The 24,915-nt window shown below is 27.8% G+C and carries 28 protein-coding genes and 1 riboswitch; of the genes, 11 read left to right on the top strand and 17 right to left on the bottom strand.

What is annotated here, in order from left to right:
• Window positions 1–53: 53 nt before the first annotated feature.
• Window positions 54–1,427 carry an aminotransferase-like domain-containing protein gene (locus FMAG_RS04895; protein WP_005884610.1) on the top strand — a complete coding sequence of 458 codons (1,374 nt, stop codon included), beginning with the start codon at window positions 54–56 and terminating at the stop codon, window positions 1,425–1,427.
• Window positions 1,428–1,553: 126 nt separating this feature from the next.
• On the opposite strand, the gene FMAG_RS04890 is transcribed toward FMAG_RS04895, so the two are convergent.
• The 4 genes from FMAG_RS04890 to FMAG_RS04875 all read right to left on the bottom strand — a co-directional run bounded on the left by FMAG_RS04890 (window position 1,554) and on the right by FMAG_RS04875 (window position 6,336).
• On the bottom strand, window positions 1,554–2,105 hold the full coding sequence (locus FMAG_RS04890) for a toxin-antitoxin system YwqK family antitoxin (RefSeq protein ID WP_005884608.1): 552 nt from the start codon (window positions 2,103–2,105) through the stop codon (window positions 1,554–1,556).
• A 92-nt stretch (window positions 2,106–2,197) separates the two neighbouring features.
• Window positions 2,198–3,370, bottom strand: a complete 1,173-nt coding sequence (locus tag FMAG_RS04885) for a MalY/PatB family protein (protein WP_005884606.1) — start codon at window positions 3,368–3,370, stop codon at window positions 2,198–2,200.
• Window positions 3,371–3,382: 12 nt separating this feature from the next.
• Complete coding sequence (gene malX, locus FMAG_RS04880; RefSeq protein WP_005884604.1) at window positions 3,383–4,915, bottom strand: maltose/glucose-specific PTS transporter subunit IIBC; 1,533 nt, start codon at window positions 4,913–4,915, stop codon at window positions 3,383–3,385.
• A 110-nt stretch (window positions 4,916–5,025) separates the two neighbouring features.
• Window positions 5,026–6,336, bottom strand: coding sequence for a helix-turn-helix domain-containing protein (locus FMAG_RS04875; RefSeq protein WP_005884603.1), 1,311 nt, complete (start codon window positions 6,334–6,336; stop codon window positions 5,026–5,028).
• Window positions 6,337–6,428: 92 nt separating this feature from the next.
• A riboswitch (SAM riboswitch) is annotated at window positions 6,429–6,515 on the top strand.
• Between the two features lie 75 nt (window positions 6,516–6,590).
• On the opposite strand from FMAG_RS04875, the gene metF reads away from it, so the two are divergent.
• Window positions 6,591–7,475 (top strand): methylenetetrahydrofolate reductase [NAD(P)H], encoded by an 885-nt coding sequence (metF, locus tag FMAG_RS04870; RefSeq protein ID WP_005884601.1) that lies wholly within the window; start codon window positions 6,591–6,593, stop codon window positions 7,473–7,475.
• Window positions 7,465–10,710 carry a homocysteine S-methyltransferase family protein gene (locus FMAG_RS04865; RefSeq protein WP_005884599.1) on the top strand — a complete coding sequence of 1,082 codons (3,246 nt, stop codon included), beginning with the start codon at window positions 7,465–7,467 and terminating at the stop codon, window positions 10,708–10,710. Before metF ends, FMAG_RS04865 begins: the two co-directional genes overlap by 11 nt.
• Before the next feature lie 128 nt (window positions 10,711–10,838).
• Here FMAG_RS04865 and FMAG_RS04860 read toward each other — a convergent pair whose 3' ends face one another.
• Both FMAG_RS04860 and FMAG_RS04855 read right to left on the bottom strand, forming a co-directional pair.
• Window positions 10,839–11,153: a hypothetical protein gene (locus FMAG_RS04860; RefSeq protein ID WP_005884597.1), complete on the bottom strand. Its 315-nt coding sequence runs from the start codon at window positions 11,151–11,153 to the stop codon at window positions 10,839–10,841.
• The gene (locus FMAG_RS04855) at window positions 11,153–11,818 is read right to left on the bottom strand and encodes a flavin reductase family protein (RefSeq protein ID WP_005884595.1); all 666 of its coding nucleotides are present in this window, start codon (window positions 11,816–11,818) and stop codon (window positions 11,153–11,155) included. The genes FMAG_RS04860 and FMAG_RS04855 overlap by 1 nt, the downstream gene beginning before the upstream one ends.
• Before the next feature lie 140 nt (window positions 11,819–11,958).
• On the opposite strand from FMAG_RS04855, the gene FMAG_RS04850 reads away from it, so the two are divergent.
• From FMAG_RS04850 to minE, 3 genes are read left to right on the top strand one after another with little or no spacing between them, the layout of a single operon-like run.
• A complete protein-coding gene (locus FMAG_RS04850) occupies window positions 11,959–12,621 on the top strand; it encodes a septum site-determining protein MinC (RefSeq protein ID WP_005884593.1) in 663 nt (220 codons plus the stop codon).
• A 16-nt stretch (window positions 12,622–12,637) separates the two neighbouring features.
• Complete coding sequence (gene minD, locus FMAG_RS04845) at window positions 12,638–13,429, top strand: septum site-determining protein MinD (RefSeq protein ID WP_005884591.1); 792 nt, start codon at window positions 12,638–12,640, stop codon at window positions 13,427–13,429.
• An 8-nt stretch (window positions 13,430–13,437) separates the two neighbouring features.
• Window positions 13,438–13,701 carry a cell division topological specificity factor MinE gene (minE, locus tag FMAG_RS04840; RefSeq protein ID WP_005884589.1) on the top strand — a complete coding sequence of 88 codons (264 nt, stop codon included), beginning with the start codon at window positions 13,438–13,440 and terminating at the stop codon, window positions 13,699–13,701.
• Between the two features lie 80 nt (window positions 13,702–13,781).
• Here minE and FMAG_RS04835 read toward each other — a convergent pair whose 3' ends face one another.
• From FMAG_RS04835 to udk, 3 genes are read right to left on the bottom strand one after another with little or no spacing between them, the layout of a single operon-like run.
• On the bottom strand, window positions 13,782–15,014 hold the full coding sequence (locus tag FMAG_RS04835) for an aminopeptidase (RefSeq protein ID WP_005884587.1): 1,233 nt from the start codon (window positions 15,012–15,014) through the stop codon (window positions 13,782–13,784).
• Between the two features lie 12 nt (window positions 15,015–15,026).
• On the bottom strand, window positions 15,027–15,665 hold the full coding sequence (locus FMAG_RS04830; protein ID WP_005884585.1) for an esterase/lipase family protein: 639 nt from the start codon (window positions 15,663–15,665) through the stop codon (window positions 15,027–15,029).
• Window positions 15,666–15,704: 39 nt separating this feature from the next.
• The gene (udk, locus tag FMAG_RS04825; protein ID WP_005884583.1) at window positions 15,705–16,331 is read right to left on the bottom strand and encodes a uridine kinase; all 627 of its coding nucleotides are present in this window, start codon (window positions 16,329–16,331) and stop codon (window positions 15,705–15,707) included.
• 160 nt (window positions 16,332–16,491) lie between these two features.
• On the opposite strand from udk, the gene FMAG_RS04820 reads away from it, so the two are divergent.
• Together FMAG_RS04820 and FMAG_RS04815 are read left to right on the top strand one after the other, a co-directional pair.
• Complete coding sequence (locus FMAG_RS04820; RefSeq protein ID WP_005884581.1) at window positions 16,492–19,242, top strand: M16 family metallopeptidase; 2,751 nt, start codon at window positions 16,492–16,494, stop codon at window positions 19,240–19,242.
• 13 nt (window positions 19,243–19,255) lie between these two features.
• Window positions 19,256–19,585 carry a DUF1904 domain-containing protein gene (locus tag FMAG_RS04815; RefSeq protein ID WP_005884579.1) on the top strand — a complete coding sequence of 110 codons (330 nt, stop codon included), beginning with the start codon at window positions 19,256–19,258 and terminating at the stop codon, window positions 19,583–19,585.
• A gap of 147 nt (window positions 19,586–19,732) precedes the next feature.
• On the opposite strand, the gene FMAG_RS04810 is transcribed toward FMAG_RS04815, so the two are convergent.
• Genes FMAG_RS04810 through FMAG_RS04805 form a run of 3 tightly spaced genes read right to left on the bottom strand, consistent with a single transcriptional unit; the run spans window position 19,733 to window position 20,761 of the window.
• Window positions 19,733–20,170, bottom strand: a complete 438-nt coding sequence (locus FMAG_RS04810) for a Fic family protein (protein ID WP_040493612.1) — start codon at window positions 20,168–20,170, stop codon at window positions 19,733–19,735.
• An 8-nt stretch (window positions 20,171–20,178) separates the two neighbouring features.
• Window positions 20,179–20,313, bottom strand: coding sequence for a hypothetical protein (locus FMAG_RS14015; RefSeq protein ID WP_005884575.1), 135 nt, complete (start codon window positions 20,311–20,313; stop codon window positions 20,179–20,181).
• 28 nt (window positions 20,314–20,341) lie between these two features.
• Window positions 20,342–20,761, bottom strand: a complete 420-nt coding sequence (locus tag FMAG_RS04805; RefSeq protein WP_005884573.1) for a DUF6173 family protein — start codon at window positions 20,759–20,761, stop codon at window positions 20,342–20,344.
• A gap of 318 nt (window positions 20,762–21,079) precedes the next feature.
• On the opposite strand from FMAG_RS04805, the gene FMAG_RS04800 reads away from it, so the two are divergent.
• From FMAG_RS04800 to FMAG_RS04790, 3 genes are all read left to right on the top strand, one after another.
• Window positions 21,080–21,460: a hypothetical protein gene (locus tag FMAG_RS04800; protein ID WP_005884571.1), complete on the top strand. Its 381-nt coding sequence runs from the start codon at window positions 21,080–21,082 to the stop codon at window positions 21,458–21,460.
• Window positions 21,461–21,578: 118 nt separating this feature from the next.
• Complete coding sequence (locus tag FMAG_RS04795; RefSeq protein WP_005884569.1) at window positions 21,579–21,932, top strand: hypothetical protein; 354 nt, start codon at window positions 21,579–21,581, stop codon at window positions 21,930–21,932.
• Between the two features lie 100 nt (window positions 21,933–22,032).
• On the top strand, window positions 22,033–22,638 hold the full coding sequence (locus FMAG_RS04790) for a hypothetical protein (RefSeq protein ID WP_005884568.1): 606 nt from the start codon (window positions 22,033–22,035) through the stop codon (window positions 22,636–22,638).
• Window positions 22,639–22,665: 27 nt separating this feature from the next.
• On the opposite strand, the gene FMAG_RS04785 is transcribed toward FMAG_RS04790, so the two are convergent.
• The 5 genes from FMAG_RS04785 to FMAG_RS04770 are packed head-to-tail and all read right to left on the bottom strand — an operon-like array spanning window position 22,666 to window position 24,556.
• Window positions 22,666–23,133 carry a phage holin family protein gene (locus FMAG_RS04785; protein ID WP_005884566.1) on the bottom strand — a complete coding sequence of 156 codons (468 nt, stop codon included), beginning with the start codon at window positions 23,131–23,133 and terminating at the stop codon, window positions 22,666–22,668.
• Window positions 23,134–23,148: 15 nt separating this feature from the next.
• Window positions 23,149–23,403, bottom strand: coding sequence for a hypothetical protein (locus FMAG_RS04780; protein WP_005884564.1), 255 nt, complete (start codon window positions 23,401–23,403; stop codon window positions 23,149–23,151).
• Between the two features lie 23 nt (window positions 23,404–23,426).
• The gene (locus FMAG_RS04775; RefSeq protein WP_005884562.1) at window positions 23,427–23,849 is read right to left on the bottom strand and encodes a D-Ala-D-Ala carboxypeptidase family metallohydrolase; all 423 of its coding nucleotides are present in this window, start codon (window positions 23,847–23,849) and stop codon (window positions 23,427–23,429) included.
• Window positions 23,839–24,009, bottom strand: coding sequence for a hypothetical protein (locus FMAG_RS13775; RefSeq protein WP_005884560.1), 171 nt, complete (start codon window positions 24,007–24,009; stop codon window positions 23,839–23,841). Before FMAG_RS13775 ends, FMAG_RS04775 begins: the two co-directional genes overlap by 11 nt.
• A gap of 13 nt (window positions 24,010–24,022) precedes the next feature.
• Window positions 24,023–24,556: a hypothetical protein gene (locus tag FMAG_RS04770; RefSeq protein ID WP_005884558.1), complete on the bottom strand. Its 534-nt coding sequence runs from the start codon at window positions 24,554–24,556 to the stop codon at window positions 24,023–24,025.
• Window positions 24,557–24,915: the final 359 nt, after the last annotated feature.

The following is a 24,915-nucleotide window of genomic DNA, read 5'->3' as shown; positions in this document are numbered from 1 at the left end:
ATATAGAGTCAATCTTATATATAAAAAGTGTTGTATAACACTAAGGAGTAAATATGAAAAATACTTTTAAATACTTAGAAATATATAACTATTTTAAAGAAAAAATAGAGAAAAATGAATTTCCTGAAAATAGTAAGTTACCTTCAATTAGGTTTCTTGCACAAAAATTTAATGTAAATCACTTAACTATTTTAAAAGTTTATAATCTATTAGAGAGTGATGGATATATTATAAAAAAACAAGGCGCTGGAGTTTTTGTTAAACCTAAAGAATATATATTTTATAATAATCCTAAAGATAGTTCTGTTGAAACTTTTAATAAAGGATTTAGAAATATCAATACTCATAACAATGCTATTATTAACTTTGTTAGTGGAAGCCAAGATTATGATGAAAATATCTTTATAAAGTTAAAAGAAATATTATTAGATATTCCATCTAATATAATGAATTATGCTAACACTCAAGGAGATGAAGAGCTTAGAAAAGTTATTAAACTTACATTATTACAGAAAAAAATGGATATTTCTATTAAAAATATTCAAATAATTAATGGAGCTCAACAAGGATTAGATTTAATTATGAAATCTATTATATCAAAAACTAAAAATAAAATAATTGTAGGTTCTCCTACTTACCATGGAGCTTTGAATATTTTTAAAAACAATTGTAAAATTTTTACAGTAACTATGGAAAATGATGGATTTAATATGCTTGAATTAGAAGAACTTTTACAAAAAGAGAAAATTAGTTTTATCTATACAATGATGGATTTTAACTGTCCAACTGGAATTTCTTGGAGTAATGAAAAGAAAAAACAATTAATTCATCTAGCTCAAAAATATAAAACATACATTTTAGAAGATGATTTTGCTTCTGATTTATATTATAAAGAAAAAAGAAGAATTTTTTTAAAAAATTTAGATAAAGAAAATAAGTATGTTATTTATATGAAATCATATTCAAAAATTTTAGCTCCAGGGCTAAGACTAGCCTTTATGATTTTACCTAATGAACTTATTGAAAAAATAAAAACTTCTAAATTTCTTTCAGATATTTCAAGTTCTAGTTTAGACCAATATATTTTAAAAGAATTTCTTAAAAGAAAAATACTAGAAAAAAATATTAAAACTTTAAGAGAAAAATATGAAAAACGGTATCTCTTCTTAAAAGAAAAGTTAGAGAAAATTAAATTTTTAAATTTAGAATATGAGATAGAGGGAGGATTTTATATTTGGGTTAAACTTGATGAAAGAATAGATTATAATAAGTTTTATATTGAAGCTCAAAATAAAGGAGTATATCTTCTACCCGCTTTTTCATTTTATTTAGACAATAAAAATAGACCATATTTTAGAATAAGTTTTGCTTCAACTGATATTAAAGATATTAATTTAGCATTTGAAAAATTGAACCATATCATCTAAATTTATCTTTTATATTTTTTTAAAATAAAAGGAAAAGTTTTTTAATTTTTAAATATATTTAAAATAAAACTTTTCCTTTTTCTACTTAATTATTTTTTATATCATAAATATTTATTTTATTTAAAATTATTTAATTTGTTCAACACCATCGATATAAGTACAATCTTTTAATAAATTTCCAGCTGCATCAAACTCTCTATATCTTCCATGTAATTTCCCATGATCTGTATAGTGGCACTCTATATGAAGAGTTCCATTTGAATAGTACTCTTTATATAATCCAAACATAGCTCCATTTTTTAAATTTACACTAAGCTTTAACTGTCCATTTGGATAATATTTTAAATTTTTACTTGTAGTAGAAGTAGTTTCATAAAAAGCTGTCCTTTTTATTTTTCCATTTGGATAATATTCCTCACAAAGTCCTTTAGCCTCTCCATCTACAAGATGACGAACTGAACTTAATTTACCATCACTATAAAATGTTTCATATACTCCATCAATATTTCCATTTTTATAGAATTTTCTAGTTTCTATCTGTCCATTCATATAGTAAGATTTATATTCTCCCTCTCTTACACCATTAACATAGTTTTTTTCTTCTTGTATTGCACCATTATCATAAGTTTTTACCCATAGCCCCTCTTTTTTACCATCTTTATTGTACTGATTAGTCATTGTTAACTCCCCCTCTGTCAATGATATTGAATAAACTATCTGTCTAATACAAGTATACTCTATAAAAGGAAATAAATAAAGAGGAAAAATAATTATTTTTTAAAACTTTCTACTGCTAACTTTAATCTCGATAATCCATCCTTTACTTTTTCCCTTGGACATCCTATATTTAAACGAAGGTAATTTTTTCCCTCTTCTCCATAGGTAACTCCTGGCATAATTGCTACTTTTCCTATATCTATTAGAGCTTTTTGAAAACTTTCACTAGATATATTTAATTTTGAAAAATCTATCCAAGCAAAATAACATCCATCAGAAATATCACAAGTTAATTCAGGAATATTTTCTTTTAAATATTCCCTTACATATTCTATATTTTCTTTTGTATATTTTAAAAGTCCATCTACCCAATATCCACACTGATTATAAGCCACAATAGTAGCTATTACTCCTAATATACTTGGAGATGATAGAGCTTCTTTATTTTTTAATATTCTTAAATACTCATCTCTATCTAAATTTGTAGTACATAGTATATATGCTCCACCTAATGCTGGAATATTAAATGTTTTAGAAGCTGCTGTACAGATAGCTATACTTTCTATATAATCTCCAGCTACCTCAAGAATAGGAGTATGTTTTCCTTTATATACTATATCCATATGTATCTCATCAGAGATTATAAAAATATTATATTTTTTACAAATAGATATAATTTTTTTTAATTCCTCTCTACTCCATACTTTTCCCACTGGATTATGAGGACTACACATTAAAAAGATTTTTGCTTCTTTACATTTCTTTTCAAAATCTTCAAAATCTACCTCATAATTATTTCCATTTTTTATTAGAGGAGAAGAGATAATTTTTCTATCGTTATCTCCTATCACTTTAAAAAATCCATCATAGGCAGGGGTAAAAATAAGTACCCCATCGCCCTTTCCTGATTTCATCTCTATAAATTTTGCTACTGAATAAATTACACTAGGTGCATATAATATCCACTCTTTATCTATTTGATAATTAAATCTTGATTTATACCAAAACTCTATTGAATTTTTGAAATCCTCATGATTCCATCTACTATACCCAAATACCCCGTGATTGACCCTTTTTATTAGTGCTTCTATTATCTCTTTTGGAGCTTGAAAATCCATATCAGAGATAGTGAATGGTAGAAGCCCATCTTTCCCAAATCTATCTTTTACATAATCCCACTGTGTGCAGTATGTTCCTTTTCTATCAATGACAGTATCAAAATTCATATACCTCACCTACTACTTCATCAATTTATCTAATTTATTTTTAACAACATGCACTTGTGGACCAATTATTACTTGTAAGTTTGTAGCATCTAGTTTTACTACAGCTATTGCCCCTGTTGCTTTTATCTCATCTTCATTTACAACGCTCATATCATTAACTACTAATCTAAGTCTTGTAATACAGTTATCAAGTGATACTATATTTTCTTTTCCTCCTAGAGCTTTCAGTAGTTTCTCTGCATCATATCCACCTAATTTTATATCAGAGTCATTAGTTACTAACTCTCTTCCAGGAGTTTTTAAATCATATTTTAAAATAGCATATTTAAATACAAAGTAATATATAGTAAACCAAACTATTCCTCCAGGAATTACTAAATACCATTTTGTTCTAAATCCTTGTAAAATACCAAATACTACAAAGTCAATTAGGTTACCATCTGTATTACCTATTGCAACTTTTAAAATTCCCATTGTCATAAATCCTAGTCCAACCATTATACAGTGGAATAGATATAATACTGGAGATAGGAAAAGGAATATAAATTCTAGTGGCTCAGTGATTCCTCCTATTACACAGGCTACAAGTCCAGAAGCAAGAAGTCCTTTTACTTTCTTTCTATTTTCTGGTCTAGCTGTATGATAGATAGCTAACGCCACTGCTGGTAAACCAAACATATATGATGGCATCTTACCTTGAGATAAAAATCTTGTAACATTAGGATCTAAAATACCATTAGCAAACTCTTTATAGAAAATATTTAAAGCTCCATATACAGGCTCTCCATTAATAATAGCCTCTCCTCCAGCTGAAGTAAATCTTATCATAGCAACTAAGATATGGTGTAATCCAAATGGTCTTAATACTCCCTCTCCAGCTCCAAATAGTAATGGTCCAAAAACTCCAGCTTTACCTATAAGCTCTCCAATTTTTATAATAATTCCATTAAAGAAAGGCCAAATTAGAGGAATTACAAGTCCTACTATACCAACTATAACAGCAGTAGCAATAGGAACAAATCTAGCTCCACCAAAGAAAGCAAGAGCATCTGGAAGTTTTATTTCACAAAATTTATCATGAATTTTATAAACTATAACCCCTATTATTACTCCGCCAAGAACTCCAATATCAACACTTTGAATACCAAATACCATAGCTTGTCCAGCTGCTTTCATATTCTCTGGAGTAGCAAGTGTACCAGTAACTTTTAAGAAAAAGTTTGCTGTCATACTTGACATTACAAATCCTACATATCCAGAAAAAGCTGCAACTCCCTTATCTTGTCTTGCAAGTCCAAGAGGGATAGCCATAGCAAACATTATTGGTAAATTTGAAAAAGCAAAAGAACCAATAGTAGACATAAATTCAAAAAATAGTTTTATTACAGGTACCTTTAAAAATGGAAGTACCTCTGCTGTTACAGAACTAGCAAACGAACTACCTATCCCCAACATAATACCACAAGCTGCTAGTAATGATACTGGCAACATAAATGTTTTTCCTAATCCCTGAAAAAATTCCCAGAAACCAACTTTTTTACTCATATTTGAGAACCTCCTATATTATATTAATACATTTATTATATATTTAAGATATTTTTTTGTTAATATCAAATATATTTCAAAATTTTTTGAAATAAAATTTAAGGAGGTTTTTAATTTTCTATCTTATTTTTAAAAGCTTTCATAATCTCTTCTTCTAATTTTTTCTCATCATAAATATCTGCATTTTTTTTAATAAGTTCCATCAGTTTAGCCAATGAAATTTTTCCTTCTTCCTCTCTTTTTATATATTTCTCACTTATCTCTGTAAGATACTCTATCTCATCTTCTCTAAAGGGCTCTTTCATTATTGAATTGCAAACTATAACTGCTTCTCTTATTTTTTCATAAATATTTTTATTAATCTCTACTTTTCTTTCAGTTTTTATAAGGAAAAAATTATTTTTTATTCTATAAACTGCTGGTAGAAGATACTTTAAAATTTCCTCTCTATATTCTAAATTATTGTAAAATTCAAAATTTAAAGATTGTGATATAATTTCAGAAAATTTTTCAACAAACTCCTTTACTAATGAAATATTTTCTGAAAAATCATCGGAGTAATATCCACTTATAAAATATTCTGTGAGATGTAGAAATTCAAACTCTAAATCTTCTGGAATAATCTCCTTTAAAATATTTTTTATCACTTTATAATCAGTTAGATTTTTTAAAAATTCACTATTATCTTTCTTTTTAATTATAAAATTTTTCTCTATTCTCTCCACTGTAGGAATAAGATAGATATATATTAATTTTTCAAATTGTTTATCAAATTTTACACTTAAAGCTTTCTCTATTTTAAAAAGCAAATTGTAAAAAAGAGTTGTATCTATTTTTCCTACATATTTTTTTATTACTTCTAACTCCTCTTTTTCTGTAAGATATATCTTAGATAAGAATATTATTTTATTATCTTTTATATCCAAATACTCTAAAAGTTTTAAAAGTTTGAGATGACGTAATTTCTTCTCTTTTCCCTTTATATTTATTCCATTTTCCTCTCTTACAAACTCTAACTCAAACTCTTTAAGGTACTCATTAAGAGAGATTATATCCTTTTTTATTGTAGGACGGCTTACTTTTAGATATTTTTCTATCTCTGTTATAGTAGTATTTTCACTGAATAAATACTTTATTAAAATATAATTTTCTCTCTCTTCTTTCGAGAAAATATAGTTATCTATATCAATGCTTTGTATAAACTCCTCTAACCTCTCTCTACTACTTCGCCAGTTTAATTCCCCTTTTTTTATTCCTATCTCTTGAAAAGAAAACTTTGTTAAATAATAATTTAAGTTATCAATACTATATCTTATATTTCTCTCACTTACTTCATATTTTTCAGAAAGATATCCCAATGTCAATTTTTCTTCTCTACTTAACTCTTCAAGAATATCTAACTCTTTTCTATTTAAACTCATTATATCCCCCCACTACTATTAAATCATTTTTTTGAAGGACAATCAAGTTATTGTTGACACAGAGATATTATTATGATAAAATTGACAAAATAAATCCATAGAGAGAGATTGAAGGACAGGCCTTGTGATATCTCAGCAACCTACCTTATGGTGTGGTGCTAATTCCTGATAGATGGTAATAGTATAAAGTTTTTAACTTCTTTTATCTATCAGATAAAGGAAGTTTTTTTATTATAAAACACTTGGAGGAAAATATGAAAATAAAAGAACTATTTAAACAGAAACAACCTACTATCTCTTTTGAGGTATTTCCACCTAACAAAATATATACTCTTGAAAAAGTTTATGAAGTTATAGATGAGCTTTCTCTTTTAAAACCAGACTTTATGAGTGTTACTTATGGAGCTGGTGGAAGTACTAGAAGAAACACTGTAGATATTGCTTCTAAAATAAAAAATATAAATAATATAGAAGCTCTTGCTCATTTGACTTGTATAGGAGCAACAAAAAAAGAGATTGATGAGATATTGAAAGATTTAAATAAAAATAATATAGAAAATATTATGGCTTTAAGAGGAGATATTCCACAAGAGTGTGAAAATAAAATAGGTGAGTTTTCTCATGCTAATGATTTGATAAAATACATTAAAGAATATGGAGATTTTTCTATTGGAGGAGCTTTTTATCCAGAAGGTCACCAAGAAACAAATGATTTATTAGATCTATTCAATTTAAAGACTAAAGTAGATAGTGGAACTGACTTCCTTATCTCACAGATATTTTTTGAAAATGAAAAGTTTTATGAATTTAAAGAAAAATTGGGAAAGCTTAATATAAAAACTCCACTGATAGCAGGAGTTATGCCCATAACAAATGGTAAACAAATCAGAAGAATTACCTCTATGTGTGGTTGTAGTATCCCTGAAAAATTGAAAAGGATATTAGATAGATATGAAGATAATCCAATAGCTATGAGAGAAGCAGGAATTGCTTATGCTATGGAACAGATAATAGAGCTTATCTCTGATGATATAGCAGGAATACACATATACACAATGAACAGAGTGGAAGCTTCTAAAAAAATAATGGAAAATATTGGAAATATTTTAAGAAAGAGAGATGAAAATTATGGATATTAAAAAAGAGTTACAGAAAAGAATTTTAGTATTAGATGGAGCTATGGGAACTGCTATTCAAAAATATAACTTAAACTCTGATGATTATCTCGGTAAAAAAGGTTGTAACGAGATTTTAAATATCACTCGTCCTGATATAATAAAAGATATTCATTTAAAATATATTGAAGCTGGAGCTGATATTATTGAAACAAACTCTTTTAACTGTAATAAAATCTCTCTAAATGAGTATGGGTTTTCAGAGAGAGCATATGAGATAGCTAAAAGAAGTGCCGAACTTGCCAAAGAGGTAACCACTACTAGTGAGAAAAAAATCTATATAGCTGGTTCAATAGGTCCTACAAATAAAACTCTTACTATTCCTAGTGGAAAAAATCCCTATGATAGAGATTTAGAATTTGATTATCTCAAGGAAGCATACAGTGAACAAATTGAAGGATTGATAGATGGTGGAGTAGATATACTACTTATTGAAACTATATTTGATGGTTTAAATGCTAAGTGTGCTGTTATAAGTGCTGAAGAGGTAATGAAAAGAAAAAATATAAATCTTCCTATTATGATTTCTGCCACTGTTAATAAAGAGGGAAAAATCTTTACTGGGCAAAGTATAGAATCCCTTATAGTTGCCTTAGATAGAGAGAGTATTATCTCCTATGGATTTAACTGCTCTTTTGGTGCTAAAGAACTTATTCCTCTTACTAAAAAGCTTGGTAAATTTACAAAAAAACCTATCTCTCTATATCCAAATGCTGGTCTTCCAAATGAAGATGGAGAGTATCTTGAATCTCCAGATATCACAGCTAACTATTTAAAAGAGTTAGTGGATAACCAAGAGGTTAATATCTTAGGTGGGTGCTGTGGAACTACCTTTGAACATATAAAAAGTATAGCTAATTTAGTTAAAAATAGAGCTCCAAGAAAATTTGAGGAAAATTTTAAATTAGAGGGTTTTCTTTCAGGAAATGAAATCCTTTATTTTAATGATAAATTTGTTGATGTTGGAGAGAAAAATAATGTAGCTGGTTCTAAAATTTTCAAAAATCTAATAGCTGATAAAAATTACATCAAAGCTTTAGAGATAGCTAAAAAACAGATAGAAAATGGAGCAAAAGTTATAGATATCAATATGGACGACGGATTATTTGAATCTAAAATTGAGATGAAAAATTTTCTAATAGTTATACAAAATGATAGATTTGTATCTAAAATTCCAATAATGATTGACTCTTCAGATTTTGAAGTAATAGAAACTGGGCTTAAAAATATAGCTGGAAAATCTATTGTTAATTCTATTAGCTTAAAAGAGGGAGAAGAGGAGTTTAGAAAAAAAGCTCAGGTAATAAAAAAATATGGAGCCTCTGTGGTAGTTATGGCTTTTGATGAGAAAGGGCAAGGAGTTAGTTACGAGAGAAAAATAGAGATATGCAGTAGAGCTTACTCTATTCTGAAAGAGATAGGGTATAGCAACTCAGATATTATATTTGACTTAAATATCTTAACTATTGGAACAGGAATGGAAAGTGATAGATATAATGGTCTAAATTTCTTAAAAGCTTGTGAATGGATTAGAAAAAATTTTAAAGGTGTAGGTATCATTGGGGGGCTTAGTAATCTTTCCTTTGCTTTTAGAGGAAATAATGATTTAAGAGCAGGGTTACACTCTATCTTTTTAGAAGAGGGTAAAAATAGGGGATTAAATTTTGCCATCTTAAATCCAAATGAAAATCCACCTATTCTCTCTTTAGAAGATAAGAAGATTTTGAGAGATTTAATATTTGGAGAAGAGAGTAGCCTAGAACAGATATTAAATCTACATATCCAAAGAAAAAAAGAGGTAGTTATAAAAGAGGAGCTCACTTTAGAACAGTGTATTGAGAATGCTCTAATATTTGGAGAAACTCCTGAATTTATAAATGATATAAACTCTGCTCTTAAAATTTACTCTCCTCTAGATATTATCCAAAATATCTTAATGGAAGGTATGAAAAAATTAGGAGTACTTTTTGAGAAGGGAGAGGTTTACCTTCCTCAGCTTATTCGTTCATCAGAAACAATGAATAAAGCTGTAAATATAATTACCCCTCATTTAAAAAGTGATGAGAAAGTTAAAGCTAAAGGAAAAATCTTAATGGCAACTGTTGAGGGAGATGTGCATGATATTGGGAAAAATATTGTAGGAACAGTTCTTAAGTGCAATGGCTATGAAATAATAGATTTAGGTGTTATGGTTCCTAAGGAAACTATACTTTCAACTGCTAAAGAACAAAATGTAGATATAATCACTTTAAGTGGGCTTATTACTCCATCTTTAAAAGAGATGGAAAAAGTCTTAAAATATTTTCAAGAAAACAGTATGAAAACTCTTATACTTATAGCTGGTGCTACTACCTCTCCTCTCCATACAGCTCTAAGATTAGAACCTCTATACAGTGGAAAAGTTTTACATGTATCAGAAGCTTTAGATACCTTACAATCAATTAATAAACTTTGTTCTGATGAAAGAGAAGAGTTTTTAAGTGAAAAATTACAAAACTTTAAAACTTTAAGAAAACTATATGAAAAAAATAAAAAAGAAAATATTGAAGACACTCAAGAGATTTTATCTCCAGTTATAATTCCAAAAGAGATTGGAAAAAAATATTTAGAAATCTCTTTAGAAGATATAGAAAAATACATAAATTTAGATATACTGTTACACACTCTGAAAGTTAAAAATAGTAATGAAGAATTAAAAATAAAAGAGGATTTAAGTTTTATCTTCAATAAGATGAAAGAAAATAATTTAAAAGTTAGAGGAAGCTATGGAATTTTTTCTAGTAAAAAAATTGATGGAAAACTTATTATTGAAGATAATATAATTTCTACTAAAGAGGATTTTATCTATAAATTTATCAACAATGATGATTATATTGGAGCTTTTGCTCTCTCTTATAAAAGTGAGATTTTTAAAGAAAAAGAGTATTTAAAAATATTAGAAGAGTTATTAAATAATAGAATTGTTGAAGCTGGAGCTGAATATTTAGAAGATTTTGTTTCAAAAAATATTTGGAAAATAAATATCAGACCTGCTATCGGTTATCCATCTCTTCCCAATCATCAATTAAAAGAAACAGTTCTAAAAATTTTAGATGAGGATAAATTAGATATAAAACTTACTTCTAGTTATGCAATGTTGCCTCTTAGTAGTGTATGTGGACTATATATCTCAAATCCTAAAAGTTTTTATAAAAAATAATTTACTTACTTTTGTAACTCTATTGACATAATCTAAGTGTATACTTAAGACATACTAAATCTTTCCCCAAGATATTTTATATAGATATAGCAAATAAAAAGGACTTGTGATTGCAAGTCCTTTTTATTTTATAATTTTATAATTATATATCTCTTTCCTTTAACTGTAATATATTCCTCTTTCTTTTTATGAATTTTTTCAAATTTTCTATGAGTATATCTCTTTAGTTGTTTAGGTGGATAGTCCTTATGAAAAGCTCTAAATTCCATGAGCTGAATAGTAGCTGTTATCTCATCTTTATCATCAGTTACTAAATAATCATCTGTTCCAAATGTAAATAAAATATTATAATATATTGGATCATTTTTTATCTGTTTAAAATTAAAATTTCTCTTAGTTTGTTCAATTATATATTGTCCCAAAGTATTTAATCTATCTGACATTATTTTCTTCCTTTCTTTTTAGTTTTTTCTTTTATTTTATCTTTTTTCTTTTTAGTGCTTGAGTTTGTCTTTGCTATTGCTTTTTTTCTTTCAATGGTAGCTTGTTTTGCTACTGAGTAACCAAAACTTCCAATAGCTGTTTTTGGTACTGGAAAATATTCACCATGAGAATAAGTTATAAGATTTGCCCATTCAAAATGTATTTTTCCATTTTCATCTATAAGTTTCTCATCTATATGTGAACACAATACTTCAGCTAAAAATAGATCGTGTGTTCCCAATGGAATTATAGATTTTACTTTACACTCTATATTTACAGGACATTCATCAATATATGGACTACTTACCTCTTTCCCCTCCTTCATGGTAAACTTCATCTCAGATATTTTATCTACTACTCTTCCTGAACGAACTCCGCAAAAATCTGTTTCTCTTGTTAGCTTTCTAGTAGGAAGATTTATGGTAAACTCCATACTCTCTTTAATATACTCATAAGATAATCTTTCTGGTCTAATTGAAATAGATAACATAGGTGGCTTTGTACATACTGTTCCCGTCCATGCAACAGTAAAAACATTGTCTTTCCCTTCATTGTTTCTACTTGTTACCATTACTACTGGAACTGGATTTAATACAACACTTCCTTTAAAAATATTTTTACTCATATAATTAGCTCCTTCTTATAATTTCATTTAAAATTATAACATTTTTTCACAATTCTTACAATAATAATAAGCTCTAGTATTGATTAAATGTTGAACATGTGGTATACTCACTGTATAAGGACAGAAAAAAGGTGAGACTTATGAATAATTATGTTATTTTAAAAGGAAAAAAAGATAGATTATCCATTCACCTAAATAATGAAGTAGATTTTTTAGCTTTAAGAGATAGTCTTGTAGAAAAAGTAAAAGAAGCTAGAAGCTTTATTGGACAAGGACAAATGGCTATTGAATTTACCAATAGAAAATTAAGTGAACTGGAAGAAAATGTATTAATTGATTTAATAAAATCTAACAGTGATTTAAATATAACCTATGTATTTTCTGAAAACAGTGGAGATAGTGAAAAAATAAAATTTGTAAAAGCTGTTACAGAAGAGGGATTTACAAAATTTTACAGAGGAACTCTTCGTTCTGGAAACAAATTAGAATATGATGGAAATATTGTAGTTATTGGTGATGTCAATCCTGGAGCTGTAATAAGAGCTAAGGGAAATGTCATTGTATTAGGATTTTTAAATGGAACTGTATATGCTGGTCAAGATGGTGACAGAGATGCTTTTGTAGGAGCTACTCACATGAACCCTGTTCAATTAGTAATAGGTCATCTTATAGCTGAGCCTATGCAGAAAAAAATCTTAGACACCAATAAGGTTGATAGAAAAAGTGGATTTAAAATAGCTTTTATAAGTGGAAAAGAGATTAGAGTCGAAGATTTTAGTACTCGTTTAGCAAATGATTATTAAGTTAGGAGTGAATAGTATGGCAAAAGTAATAGTTATAACTTCTGGAAAAGGTGGAGTTGGAAAAACTACTACTACATCTAATATAGGAGTAGGTTTAGCCTTAAAAGGAAAAAAAGTTTTAATGATAGATACAGATATTGGCCTTAGAAATCTTGATGTAGTTATGGGATTAGAAAATAGAATTGTATATGACTTAGTTGATGTAGTAGAAGAGAGATGTAGAATAGCTCAAGCTCTTATAAAAGATAAGAGATGTTCAAACCTTTGTCTTTTACCAGCTGCCCAAATTAGAGATAAAAATGATGTCAATCCTGAGCAAATGAAAAATCTTATAGAAAAGTTAAGAAAAGATTTTGACTACATACTTATAGATTGCCCAGCTGGAATAGAGCAAGGATTTAAAAATGCTATAGCAGCTGCTGATGAAGCTATAGTTGTTACTACTCCAGAAATATCTGCAGCAAGAGATGCTGATAGAATAATTGGATTATTAGAAGCAAATGATATTAGAAGTCCAAAATTAATAGTTAATCGTATTAAAATGGATATGGTTAAAGCTGGAAATATGCTAAGTGTTGATGATATGCTTGATATATTAGCAATTGAGCTAATTGGTGTTGTTCCTGATGATGAAAATATTGTAATCTCTACTAATAGAGGAGAACCTCTAATCTATAAAGGGGAATCACTAGCTGCTCAAGCATATAAAAATATTGTTGAAAGAATTGAAGGAAAAGAAGTTCCTTTCTTGAATTTAGATGTAAAATTAGGATTTTTTGATAAATTAAAAATGGTATTTAGTAAGTAGGTGAACAGATGGGATTATTTAGTTTTTTTAATAAAGAAGAAAAAAAATCTAAAAATGTAGCTAAAGATAGATTAAAACTTGTCTTAATTCATGATAGAGCTATGCTTTCTTCTGGTATGTTAGAGCAGATGAAAGATGATATTATTGCTGTCATATCTAAATATGTAGAAATTGATAAAGAAAGCTTAAATATAGATATTGCTGAAAATCCAGATAATACTAGAAGAACTACTTTAGTGGCTAATATACCACTAAAACCTAAAAAAATATAAAAAAGGTTCAGTCATAAGGCTGAACCTTTTTTAGAGTTATTCACTCCCCTGCCAAGGAATTATATTATATCTCTTTTTGCTTAAATAGTAAAGGCAAAATTCCCATCTTTCATAATAAGAGTTTCAATTCCTTCAGAATCAACTCCAATTATCTCCATATCTGCTGTTCCTATCATAAAATCCTCATGTATTAAAGAGTTATTCATACCTCTATTTTTTAACTCCTCTTCACTTTGGTTTTCGCTTCCAGATATACAAGTTGGATAAGCTCCACCTAGTGCTAAATGACAAGAAGCATTTTCATCGTAAAGATTATTATAAAAAACTTTTTCTGATTTAGAGATTGGAGAGTTGTATTCCACAAGAGCTACCTCTCCTAAATATCTAGCTCCCTCATCCATATCCAAAAGTTTTCCTAGTATCTCCTCTCCAGTTTGAGCAGAATACTCCACTACTTTTCCTTCAACAAATCTTAAAGTAAAGTGTATTATCGTACTACCACCATATATAAATGGCTTACTACTAACTAAAGTTCCATTTACTTTTTCTCTATGTGGCATAGTAAAAATCTCTTCTGTTGGAATATTGGCTATAAAGTCTATTCCTGATTTAGATTTTTCTCCTCCACTTATCCATTTATGTCCCTCTGGTAATCCTATCTCAAGATTCGTTCCCAAAGAGTTTTTATAGATAAGTTTTTTAAAGTTTTTATTATTTAGGTAATCCATTCTTCCTTTTAAAATAGCTAAATGTTTTTCCCACTCTAATATAGGATTTTCTTTATCAGCTCTTACTATTTTTAAGATAAGTTTCCACATCTCAGCAATAGCAAACTCTTCTCTTAACTCTGGAAAAACTCTCATTGCCCAAGCTTTTGTTGGAACAGATACTACACTCCATTGATTACTATTTCCCATAAGATTTTCATAAAACTCCTTTAAAGCCAAACTTTTACACTTCTCTGCTCTAGCAACTTTATCCTTATCTACCTCTTTTAAGATATCTGGGTCAGAAGCATAGACACTTAAAAATGCTGCTCCTTTTTTTACATAATAATCAAGAGATTCTTTTTGCCAATTTGGAAAAATATCAAATATCTCCTCTGCTCCATAGAGATATCTATATTTTCCACATACCTCATCACTCCAATGTACTACAACTTCACTAGCTCCAAACTCATAAGCTTTCTCTACAAGCTTTCTCGTAAAATCATAAGTTTCCACTGGAGAGTTAATTACTAAAATCTGTCCTTTTTGAATATTAACCCCTTTTCTAATAGTAAGTTCCACATAATTTTCAATTTGTTTTTCCATAGTTGCCTCCTATTACGTTCTAAATACTCCCTTTGATATGAAATTGTTTATATATTTTGCTGTTCCCATTTTTTTATGTATTTCATTATGTACAAGAGGAATTTTTAAAGTCTCTTTAGCCCCTTCATAAAGACACTCTTTATAATTTACAATTCCATCATTAAACTCCCCTAGCCATCTTGAAAATATTCCACAAGTTTCTGTTCCTATTATAATTCCTACTTCAATATTATCATCTAGCTTAAAGGTACTATTTTTCTTTAAAACTCTCAATGGTTTAAAAATATTATCTAAAATTGGAAAAGCTCTCTTTAATCTTCTATGAATAACTGAATCTCTAAGTGGAGCAGAGATGAGAATAACTTTATCTACAATTCCCTTTACCTCTTCATCTCTTAAGGTTCTCTCTATAAGTTTTCCTCCCAATCCATATCCTATTAAAATTATCTCTTCCTTTTCATTAAGTCCACCATATTTTAAATCTAAAAGAAACTCTTTCAACATACTTTCAGAAAATTTTATATCTGGAAAGGTTAATGGAAAATTTAGATTTTCTACTCTATACCCTAATAATTCAAGATTTTCTTGAAGAGCTCCCATATCTCTGTAACTTTTATTAAATCCGTGAATTAACACAACTCTAAAACTCATCTTTTTCTCTCCCCTCCTTTCCAAAAATTTCTCTTAGTTTTATTTCATCGAGTTTAAATATCCTTTTAAATTACTAACTACCATATCAATAGCTACTTTATTCTCTCCACCTCTTGGGATAATTATATCAGCATAACGTTTACTTGGTTCACAAAATTCTAGGTACATAGGTTTTACAGTAGTAAGATATTGAGTTTTTACAGATTCAAAGCTTCTTCCTCTCTCATTCATATCTCTTTCTATTCTTCTTAATATCATCTCATCAGCATCTGTATCTACAAATATTTTTACATCTAGTAACTCTCTTATCTCTGGTACAGCAAAGATTAAAATTCCCTCTACAATTACTATTTTTGAAGGATTAATCTTTACAGCTCCCTCTTTTCTTGAGTGAGTTGTAAAATCATATATAGGTCTTTCTATTGCTACTCCATTTTTTAAGTTTTCTAAATGTTTTCTTAATAGTTCAAATTCAATTGAATCTGGATGGTCAAAATTTACCTTTGCTCTCTCCTCTAAGCTCATATTTGTAAGCTCTCTATAATAAGCATCTTGCTCTACTAATACAGCATCTTCAGCTTTGAAAGCCTTTACTAAATTGCTAGCAACAGTTGTCTTTCCACTTCCACTTCCTCCTGCTACTCCAATTAAAATACAATTTTTCATTCTCTTATTTCCTCCTATATCTACATACTTCCCCTATTTACTATATATTATAACATATTATTTAAAAATTTAAAATTTTCTCTATTATTTTATAAAATAATCATAGTATTGTAAATAGAAATATAGTAAAATAAATTATTAATACATAAGGAGGGATACAATGAAAATTTTAAAGAAAATACTGTTTCTATTCCTGTTTTCTATTTTTTCAATTTTAATCTTTGCTGAAAATTTTAAAAACAGTGAAAATCTAATTACAGGAAAGTTAGAAAATGGAATTCATTACTATATCTATAGAAATAAAAAGCCAGAAAATAAAGCTATGCTCAATTTAGTAGTAAAAACTGGTTCTCTTATGGAAGAGGATAACGAGCAGGGGATAGCTCATTTTATGGAGCATATGGCTTTCAATGGTACTACTAAATTTGAAAAAAATGAGATGATAAAATATCTTCAATCTATTGGACTTAGTTTTGGTGGAGATCTGAATGCCTATACCTCTTTTGATAGAACTGTATATAAACTTCTTGTTCCTACTACCCCTAAGGAGTTAGAAGATGGTGTTGAAGTTTTAAGAGAGTGGGCAAGTGAAGCTACTCTAAATCCTCAAGAGATAGAGAGTGAGAAAAAAGTTGTAATAGAGGAGTGGAGATTAAGACAGGGATTAGCTCAAAGGCTAGGAGATGTACAAAAGAAAGCTTTGTTTGAAGGCTCAAGATACTATGATAGATTTCCTATTGGGTTACCTGAAACTATTAACGGAGCTACTCAAGAAATAGTGAGAGGATTTTATGAGAAATGGTACCAACCTGAAAATATCTCTGTTATAGCTGTTGGAGATTTTGATACAAACCAAGTAGAAAGCTATATTCATAAATATTTCAACTACTCTGGAAGTAGAAAAGGAGAGAGTCCTAAAGAGTATAAATTAAAAGATTTAAAAAATAAGTATATAACTTTCTCTGATGATGAGATTAGATACAATACCTTTACAATTACAAAAATTTTAGATAGGGATATTGTAAAAGATGAAAAATCTATGAAAAAATATATTATTGACCAATTACTTTTTAATATTTTAAATACAAGACTTGCTAATTTACAAAAAAATGGGGACACACCTTTTTTACAATCTCTTGTATATAAATACGATATGAGTAATTCAAGAGATATTTTTACCTCTGCAACTGTTATAAAAAATGATAGGCTAGAAGAGGGAATAACTCTTTTCAATCAATTTTTTAAATCATCATTAAAAAATGGTATCAGTGAATATGAATTAGAATTGGAAAAAGAAAATTTAATAAACAACTATAAAAATATGGTGGCAAATAAAGAGAGTATTACCCACGATACCTATGCTGATTCACTAGTAGAGTATGTGATGTCTAAAGAGAGTTTTATGGACATAGAGCAGGAGTTTGCTATCTATTTAAAACTTATAAATGATATTACTACAAAAGATTTAGAAAAGAGATTTAAAAAAATTTTTAAAGAAGATTCACTTTATTTCCTAACAACTAGTACAGAACAAAGTAAAATCGATAATAAACAATTAGAAAAAATAATAAAAAATAGCAATAAACTTAAAGAGGAGTTTGATTTTTCTATTAAACCTGTTACTCTTCCACCTCTTAAAGTAAGTGAAGGGAATTTTATTAAAGAAGGAAATGGAAACTATACTCTTTCTAATGGAATAAAAGTTTATACTAAAAAAACTGACTTTGATAAGGATAAGATATATATAAAATTTTTCAAACAAGAGGGAAGCTCAGATGATAACTATGAATCATTTATTAACTCTTCAATAGCTACCTCAGTAGTAGAGCAATCTGGAGCTAGTATATTACAACCTAAAGATATAGAAACTTTTATGAAGGGGAAAAATTTCTCTATCTCATCATATATTGAAGATTATGAGCAAGGATTTTTAATTTCCACAGATAAGAAAAATTTAGAAACAGCTTTAGAGTATATGAACTACCTTATCTATGAACCTAAGGTTGATAAAGTAATCTTTGATAATACTATTACAGAGCTAAGAGAGAGTGTAATCAATAAAAATAACTCTCCAAGAGCTGTCTATAGTGATGAGATAAATAAAATATACAGTGGAAATCATCCTAGAAGAAATCCCCTTACTTTAGAAGATATACAACTAATCTCTCCAGAAAAAATTATGAAAGAGTACAAAAATAAGTTTGATAATTTTTCAAAATTTAATTTAGTTGTAGTTGGTTCTTTTGAAGAAAAGGATTTAGAAAATTATTTAAAAAAATATATTGCCTCTCTACCTAGCCAAGAGGACAATAGTAATGTGAAACCATTAAATCTAAATGTTCCTAAGAATATCATAAAAAAAGATGTTATAAAAGGAGTAGATAAGAAAGCTACAATAACTCTTATCTTCCCATATAACTCTCAGTACGGATATGAAGAAAAGACCCTTTATAATGGATTTTCTCAAATCTTAGATATTGCACTGATAGAAGATATTAGAGAAAAAATTGGTGGTGTCTACTCTATCTCTTCAAGAATTTCTCTATCTCCTAACAATTATGGAGAAGATAAATTGATTATCTCATATAGTTGTGATGTAGCAAGAGTTGAAGAGATTAAAAAAGCTGTCTTAAAAACTTTGGAAAAACTTCTATACGGTGATATTGAAAAAGAAAAAATTAATAGTGTTGTAAAAAATTATGAATTATCGTATAATACAGAGGTAAAAGAAAATAGTTTTTGGCTTAATTATCTATATCAAAAAATTACTGTTCCTGATTATAAATTAGCTACTCCAAAGGAGTATAGAGAGCTTATGACAAAGGAAAATCTATGGAAGATAAATAGAAAAGCAATTAATCTTAAAAACTATATTGATGTTACTTTAATCCCAGAAAAAGAAAAAATCTAAAAGGAGGAATCATATGCCACATTTAAAAATTAGAGGAATGGCTAAACAACCAATTATTGAAAATAGTAAGGAACTTATAGATGGACTTACTGAAATAGTAAAATGCGACAGAACTTGGTTTACTATTGAGCACATTGACACTGAATATATTTTTGATGGAAAGATTGTAGAAGGGTACACTTTTGTTGAACTTTTCTGGTTTGAAAGAACTCCAGAGGTTAAAAAACAAGTTGCTGACTTCATTACAAAATTTATTAAAAAAATCAATGGAAACAAAGATTGTTGTGTAATCTTCTTCCCACTTCAAGGGGAAAACTACTGCGACAATGGAGAGTTTTTCTAAGATTAATATATTAAATACAAGAGGGAATTTTTCCCTCTTGTATTTAATTCATCTTTAAACTTATTCATTTTTGAAAAATACTTTTAAAATATAAATTCATAATACTTCTACTTTTTTTAATTTTTTGGAAATTCTATAATTATTCCTCTATATTTTAGATTTTAATTGTTTTTCTATCCATTTTTTTACGTCTTCTTTAGTCATCTTTTCTTCTAGCATATCAACTAAAAATACAGCTAATACTCCTCTGAAAAATTCATTATCAAAATTATACAAACCAAATTCTTCAATAAAAAACATTGTAGTAAGTAATGTTGTTCTCTTATTTCCATCTAAGAAACAATGACCTTTATTTAAATAATAAATAGTATATGTCAGATAATCTTCTATTGTTTCACAATATTTTTCATCACTAAAAGGTCTAGTAGAAAAAATTGTATTACAATAATTTAAAAGACTACTTTCATTTATTAAAGAAAATTTATGAATAGATTCTTGAGTTAAATCTTCCATAATTGATTGATTAAAGCTTATAACCAAATTATATAAATATTCTGCCTCTTCTGAATAAAATTTACTATTCATAAATACCACTACTTATCTTGTAAGTATCTCATAGCAGTTATATTTTTTTTCATCAACTCTTCTGCTTTCAATTTTATTTTTTTATTATCTAAAGCTTTATTTTTAAAAATACTTTTTATGTCAACTATTTTTTTTTCACTCATAATCATTACTCCTCAATATTAATCTGTGTTAATCTTCAATTTTCTCTTCTATTTTATCTAAGGTCGGAAGAGCAAAACCAATACGTCTAGCTGGTTTATCCTTATCTATCTTTTCTACTGAAGTAATCAAAAAATTAAGTTGGCTCATATGCTGAATAAGTTGAGCTGGCTGTCCATCTACAAATCCATAAAAATAAAGCATATCAGGATTTTGATAGCCTATTGTCATCACATACATAACTACAGCAGAACCAAAAGAAGCTAATTTTAAAGCTACCTCATGGTCATCATCTAAATCTTCTTCAAAAGTTTTTATCTGCTCTATTAATTTTTCAAATTTCCAATCTGCCATATTATAATCTCTTGGAGCTTCTATTGGAAAATTTTCTATTTGCTCAAGAACCTCTTTTCTCAATTTTTTTCTTGTTAATATTTTAGGTTTACTCATCATTATCACCTTACTTTGTATAATCCTAGTTTGTTAATATGAGTATACCTCATAAAAAAGATTTTAGCAATTTTCTTACAATATTTATTTTTTTCTAAATAGTCCTATTCCATCTCCAAATGGTTGCTGGTTTAATAAAAAAATAAATATATCTATGCCCCCAGCATTTCTCCTTTATTACTAATTATAGCATTTCTAATTTTAATAAACAATATTTTTCTAATTTCCCTAGAAATGACTTGTAATTAAAAGAATAGTAAGGTAATATACACACAACCTAAGAAATACAAGGCTAGAGAGCCAATAAGGAGGATTATAATGGAATATAAAGATTATAGGGATTATATGTATGATGATTTAGAAAAAAGAGAAGAAAATTTAAAAGTAATAGCTGAAATTGCAGGAGATATGTTTGATGATTTCCTAGAAAAAACACAAAGGCAATATGAAAGAGGAAGCTTATATCTTGTGGCTGAACTAGAAGTGAATGATGAACTAGAAAATTATATTGAAATGGACAAAGAAGAATTAAAAGTTTTCTATGCTACTACATTAAGAACTTTAAAAAAGTTTTTAGGTGATGACCTAAATGGAATGGGAATTTTTGAAAGTTATTCAATAACTGAAAAGGTTAAATATTCATATACAGGTAAAGTAAAAAAGATTATTTTAACTGTAGAAACAATTGTAAAAAGTTAGTGGAAATCCACTAACTTTTATTTTACTTTTCATAAATAACTTGCAATTAATTGAATAGTAAGGTAATATACACACAACCTAAGAAATACAAGGCTAGAGAGCCAATAAGGAGGATTTTATGTATAAAAATTTAGAATTAAGAAATAAAAATTTAAATGTATTAAAAGAAAATGTTAATATCATTTTTAATGAGTTTGTAGCAAAAACTCAAGAACAATATGAGAATGGAAGCTTGTATCTTTCTGCTGAAGTAGAAATGAATTATAACTTAGAAAAATATACAAAAATGTCTTGTGAAGAGTTCGAGATATTTTGTGATACTACTTTAAAAACTATTATAGAATTATTAAACGACAAGTTATGTGAAGAAGAGATTTTTAAAAGTTATACAGTAACTGAAAATTTTGAATATAATTATCGTGGAGAAATAGAAAAAATAATTTTAATGATAAAGGCAACTTTAAGAAGTTAGTGGGTGTCCACTAACTTTTATTTTTTTATAAATAACTTGCAATTAAACGAATAGTAAGGTAATATACACACAACCTAAGAAATATAGAGGAGTGATGGAAATGGAAATTAAAAAATTAAAATTTATTTCAAAAGTTAAAGATTTAAAGGAGTACCTGGAAAGAGTCCAAGAACCAAAGTATGTTGAAGAGGAAGAGGTAGCTATTATAAAAACTATAACACTTTCAATTAAAGAATTCAAAAAATTTACTAGTGATTTTTTTGAAGCTCAAGATTTTTTAATAAATACTTGTTATTGGTTAGAACAAGAAAAAGTTTTCACGGCAGTAAGAGTAACTGATGGAGCTACTAAAATCGTAGTTTATACTTATGGAAATAAGTATGCTAGATATGTGGCTGTTGAAGAAGAATCAAAAATTGAAATAAAAACCTTATCCTTTGCTAGTAAACCTTCTGATATTGTAGAAGCCAAAAGTACTAAATATAGAGAAAGAAGTACTGTGGCAATTGTAAAAACAATTATTTTATCTAAAAAAGAGTTTCTGGCTTTTATAAATGACTTTTTCCATGAATGGAGTTTTTTAAAAGAAACTTGTATAGAATTAGAGGATGGTATTTTTACAGCTGTAAGAATAACTGATGGGATTACAAAAATTGTAGTAGATACTCAAGGATTCAATTATGCTAGATATGTAGCACTAGAATAGGAAAAGCCTAGCTGAGCTAGGCTTTTTTTACTTTTTCTTATATTCTTGATATTGCACCAGAACTTTTTTTAACTTTTCTGGAATAGGTAACCCACATAATGAGGCATTTTCTAATATTGATAAGCCTTCATTAGAGATAAAAACTCCTATTGCTAAAGTTTTAATAGCAAGTTTCCCATTGAAAAGAATATCTAATTGATAAGCTAAAACTATAACTAATATTATCATAACTTTTTTCAAAATTCCTATTACTCCAGCTTTAGAATTAGCTGTACAAGTAACAAATGCTTTAATAACTCCCGATAGATAGTCTACAGTCATAAGAATTAGAAGAATTCTCATTGCTTCATCTTGCCCCCCTGTAACAAGAAAAATAAAAGCTACTAGACTTCCAAACCCTATTGTTATACCATTACCTAATATTTTAATAACATCAACTATAAGAAGAATAAAATTCCCAAATATTTCTCCTATTGTTTTAATAATTTCTCCCATACTTCCCTCTCTTCTTTAATTGCTAAGTGCATAATTTATTAATTTATCTAATACTTCAAACCAATAAGGTGTAATAGCTAGTTTAGGGAATAACGAAGCTAATACACACATTAAAAATGTTCCTACGAAAATAAAAATCAATCCTTTAGAAAAAGCATTTATTTTTTTTATTTCAATGTCTTGAGCTTTTTCTCCACTCTTTGCTTTTTTAGAAAATAAGTCAATTAATTTATTAGCACAAAATCCCATAAAAGCTATTATTTTAGACATAACTCTCTCCTTCCATCTATTTTTTATTTATTTATCCAATTCATACCTCTTTCTTGAGCTTTATCTAGCTTAAATCCAAAGTGGACAAAATTCTGTCTTGGATAGTAAATCAGCTGGTCAAATTGGATTTTACCTTCTTGTTTTAATTCTAAAGCTTTCTCATAAATTTCTTTTGAAGCCATTTTTTTACTATGAACATCTACTGCTAATCCAAATCTATGAGCTGAAGTCTTAGAGCCATCAACAGCTTTATTCAACTCTTCACATCTAAACCAACTAGTTACAATTAGCGGTACTCCTAAAAGTTCTCTAATGTAATCCATTCTAGTAGCTGTATATTGGATATAGTTTTTCTCTTGTTCATTAGGTATATTTTTAATTTGTAAAGCTTTTCCTGTTGCTGATACTGTTGTTTCTGCTTCTGTAAAATATTTACTATTTAGCATCTTCATCTTCTCCTTTTTTTGTTTTTAATTTAAAACTATCTAAATAATCTTTAGCCCCTTCTTTAAATGGTCTTTTAAAAAAGTTGGCTCTTATATGTAGTACTTCAAGTGCACTTAAAATTACTAAAAATATTGTTATTATTATCCATACTTTTGTCATTTATCTTCACTCCTTATAAACTTTTTACTATGTCTGCTATCTTATTGATTTCAACTTCTAGTTCTTGCATCTTTTCTATAATTAGTTGTATTTCCTCTTGAGTACTAAATTTAGAATTTTCCAAAGCTTTTTTATTCTCCTCAAGCTTTGAATATTCCAGTATCTTATCAGCTCTCATTTTAACAAACTCATCATGTGTAGTTCCTTCATACCAGATATGATTTTCTTTATCCCAAGCCTTTTTGTAATATCCTAATTTCTCATCATACTCAACTTTAATAAGCTTTCCATTTTCTATATATTCTCCATCATCAAGAACTATAATTCCCTCTATTTTTAGTTCTTCTTGAGTTTTTTCTCTAATCAAATTAGTTTCTTTATCTATAATAGGATATTGTAATTTATCTTTAGAAGCATACATTCCCTCTTCATTCCAAATTGGATAAAACTCTTGAGGATTCTCTATAAACTCTTCATAATTAGTAACATATGGTTGCCCTATTAGTTCAAGTTCTTTGTTGTAAATGTAAACTATTATATTCTCCATTTTCCTCTCCTTTTTTCTTATTTTTTATGTGTAAATTATTGAATTTCATCAAAATTTAATAAGATTTAAAATATAAAAAGCTTTATAAAATATAGATTTCTAAACTTTCGAAATAAATTAGTAAATACTCTTTGAAGTAAGAGCAATTTTTATCAAAAATTATAGAAAGTTAAATAAAATAAGACTTCTTAATCTTTAAAAAATTTTAGTTTATGCATAAATTCAATAATTTATTCAATTTTTTAGGCTTAAATTAGACCTTTTTCTCTCTTTAATTGTCTGATTTTTTCTCTATTTTCTGCTCCAGTTCTTGCTTTAATATAATGTTCTCTAGTAGTATTTATATTATTATGATTAGC

It is taken from the genome of Fusobacterium mortiferum ATCC 9817, from assembly GCF_000158195.2.
Taxonomy (GTDB): Bacteria; Fusobacteriota; Fusobacteriia; order Fusobacteriales; family Fusobacteriaceae; genus Fusobacterium_A; species Fusobacterium_A mortiferum.
Note: the sequence above shows the minus strand (reverse complement) of the source record. Positions and strands in the feature narration are given on the sequence as shown.

Bases quoted from the DNA above. Each gene is read 5' to 3' on its own strand.
- FMAG_RS04810 (WP_040493612.1), bottom strand. From the start codon at position 20,170: ATGAATAGTAAATTTTATTCAGAAGAGGCAGAATATTTATATAATTTG.
- FMAG_RS04785 (WP_005884566.1), bottom strand. From the start codon at position 23,133: ATGGGAGAAATTATTAAAACAATAGGAGAAATATTTGGGAATTTTATT.
- malX (WP_005884604.1), bottom strand. From the start codon at position 4,915: ATGAGTAAAAAAGTTGGTTTCTGGGAATTTTTTCAGGGATTAGGAAAA.
- FMAG_RS04850 (WP_005884593.1), top strand. From the start codon at position 11,959: ATGAATAATTATGTTATTTTAAAAGGAAAAAAAGATAGATTATCCATT.
- FMAG_RS04805 (WP_005884573.1), bottom strand. From the start codon at position 20,761: ATGAGTAAACCTAAAATATTAACAAGAAAAAAATTGAGAAAAGAGGTT.
- FMAG_RS04775 (WP_005884562.1), bottom strand. From the start codon at position 23,849: ATGCTAAATAGTAAATATTTTACAGAAGCAGAAACAACAGTATCAGCA.
- FMAG_RS04885 (WP_005884606.1), bottom strand. From the start codon at position 3,370: ATGAATTTTGATACTGTCATTGATAGAAAAGGAACATACTGCACACAG.
- FMAG_RS04890 (WP_005884608.1), bottom strand. From the start codon at position 2,105: ATGACTAATCAGTACAATAAAGATGGTAAAAAAGAGGGGCTATGGGTA.
- FMAG_RS04855 (WP_005884595.1), bottom strand. From the start codon at position 11,818: ATGAGTAAAAATATTTTTAAAGGAAGTGTTGTATTAAATCCAGTTCCA.
- FMAG_RS13775 (WP_005884560.1), bottom strand. From the start codon at position 24,009: ATGACAAAAGTATGGATAATAATAACAATATTTTTAGTAATTTTAAGT.
- FMAG_RS04875 (WP_005884603.1), bottom strand. From the start codon at position 6,336: ATGAGTTTAAATAGAAAAGAGTTAGATATTCTTGAAGAGTTAAGTAGA.
- udk (WP_005884583.1), bottom strand. From the start codon at position 16,331: ATGAAAAATTGTATTTTAATTGGAGTAGCAGGAGGAAGTGGAAGTGGA.
- FMAG_RS04815 (WP_005884579.1), top strand. From the start codon at position 19,256: ATGCCACATTTAAAAATTAGAGGAATGGCTAAACAACCAATTATTGAA.
- metF (WP_005884601.1), top strand. From the start codon at position 6,591: ATGAAAATAAAAGAACTATTTAAACAGAAACAACCTACTATCTCTTTT.
- FMAG_RS04790 (WP_005884568.1), top strand. From the start codon at position 22,033: ATGGAAATTAAAAAATTAAAATTTATTTCAAAAGTTAAAGATTTAAAG.
- minE (WP_005884589.1), top strand. From the start codon at position 13,438: ATGGGATTATTTAGTTTTTTTAATAAAGAAGAAAAAAAATCTAAAAAT.
- minD (WP_005884591.1), top strand. From the start codon at position 12,638: ATGGCAAAAGTAATAGTTATAACTTCTGGAAAAGGTGGAGTTGGAAAA.
- FMAG_RS04780 (WP_005884564.1), bottom strand. From the start codon at position 23,403: ATGTCTAAAATAATAGCTTTTATGGGATTTTGTGCTAATAAATTAATT.
- FMAG_RS04865 (WP_005884599.1), top strand. From the start codon at position 7,465: ATGGATATTAAAAAAGAGTTACAGAAAAGAATTTTAGTATTAGATGGA.
- FMAG_RS04770 (WP_005884558.1), bottom strand. From the start codon at position 24,556: ATGGAGAATATAATAGTTTACATTTACAACAAAGAACTTGAACTAATA.
- FMAG_RS04800 (WP_005884571.1), top strand. From the start codon at position 21,080: ATGGAATATAAAGATTATAGGGATTATATGTATGATGATTTAGAAAAA.
- FMAG_RS04830 (WP_005884585.1), bottom strand. From the start codon at position 15,665: ATGAGTTTTAGAGTTGTGTTAATTCACGGATTTAATAAAAGTTACAGA.
- FMAG_RS04820 (WP_005884581.1), top strand. From the start codon at position 16,492: ATGAAAATTTTAAAGAAAATACTGTTTCTATTCCTGTTTTCTATTTTT.
- FMAG_RS04860 (WP_005884597.1), bottom strand. From the start codon at position 11,153: ATGTCAGATAGATTAAATACTTTGGGACAATATATAATTGAACAAACT.
- FMAG_RS04795 (WP_005884569.1), top strand. From the start codon at position 21,579: ATGTATAAAAATTTAGAATTAAGAAATAAAAATTTAAATGTATTAAAA.
- FMAG_RS14015 (WP_005884575.1), bottom strand. From the start codon at position 20,313: ATGAGTGAAAAAAAAATAGTTGACATAAAAAGTATTTTTAAAAATAAA.
- FMAG_RS04895 (WP_005884610.1), top strand. From the start codon at position 54: ATGAAAAATACTTTTAAATACTTAGAAATATATAACTATTTTAAAGAA.
- FMAG_RS04835 (WP_005884587.1), bottom strand. From the start codon at position 15,014: ATGGAAAAACAAATTGAAAATTATGTGGAACTTACTATTAGAAAAGGG.